Raw genomic sequence first — 969 nt, forward strand, 5'->3', positions numbered from 1 at the left:
AAGCAAGGCGTGATGTTTCGCAAATGGGCGACGCGCATCTTAAAAGAGCATCTCATCCAAGGCTTTAGCATTAATCAACAGCGTTTGCAGCAAAACACCGCTGAGCTTGAGCAAGCCATCGCCTTAATCAAAAAAACGGCTCAATCTGAGCAGCATAGCAAAGACAGCGCGCTGGGGTTGGTCGAGATTATCAGCCGCTACACCCAAACTTTTTTATGGTTGCAGCGCTACGATGAGGGTTTGTTGCATGAGCCTGTGGGGCAACCAGGCGGCGAGGTTTTAGACGCACCAAGTGCCATGCAGGCACTGAATCAGCTCAAATCAAACCTGATGGATAAAAAAGAGGCCACAGACCTATTTGCTAAGCCTCGCGGTGATGGACTGGCTGCCATATTGGGTAATATTCAACAAACGGCGTTTGGTGAGGAAGTTTACCCCAGTATCGAATCCAAGGCGGCGCATCTGTTATATTTTGTCGTCAAAAACCATCCTTTTGCTGATGGTAATAAGCGCAGTGCAGCGTTCTTATTTGTTGATTTTTTATACCGTAATAACCGCTTATTTAATGACGAGGGCACTGCCATCATCAATGATACAGGGCTTGCAGCGCTCACACTGCTGATCGCTGAATCAGACCCCACTCAAAAAGAAGTGCTCATCCGTCTGGTGATGAATCTACTGGTGATACAAGATAAGGATGTAATGTGATGGCAACGCCAAAATTGCGGTTTAAAGAGTTTGATGGGTATTTAGAAAAAAACAACCTGATTAATTTAACTCTATGGGCTTCTGGTGGTACTCCCTCAAAAAAAAACAAAGATTACTGGATGGGTGATATACCACTTATTAGTGGCGCGTCTATGCATACAAGGAAAATATGCGAATCAGAATTTAATAGACCTCTTGCAAAAGTAGCAGAGGGAATTAAAATAAGAAGAACATTCATCGTTGTCTAAGAACCATGCCAAA

At 44.2% G+C, this 969-nt stretch carries 2 protein-coding genes; both read left to right on the forward strand.

Annotated features, from left to right (window positions below):
- On the forward strand, nt 1–708 hold a 708-nt coding region (locus AAEY83_RS12685; RefSeq protein ID WP_351059237.1), incomplete at its 5' end, for a type II toxin-antitoxin system death-on-curing family toxin.
- Nucleotides 708–956, forward strand: a complete 249-nt coding sequence (locus tag AAEY83_RS12690) for a restriction endonuclease subunit S domain-containing protein (RefSeq protein WP_025643749.1) — start codon at nt 708–710, stop codon at nt 954–956. The genes AAEY83_RS12685 and AAEY83_RS12690, both read left to right, overlap by 1 nt.
- Nucleotides 957–969: the final 13 nt, after the last annotated feature.

The sequence above is a fragment of the Psychrobacter sp. TB20-MNA-CIBAN-0197 genome, from assembly GCF_040309765.1.
Classification (GTDB): domain Bacteria; phylum Pseudomonadota; class Gammaproteobacteria; order Pseudomonadales; family Moraxellaceae; genus Psychrobacter; species Psychrobacter submarinus.

Excerpts from the sequence above, each read along its gene's own strand:
- AAEY83_RS12690 (WP_025643749.1), top strand. The coding sequence starts at position 708 with ATGGCAACGCCAAAATTGCGGTTTAAAGAGTTTGATGGGTATTTAGAA.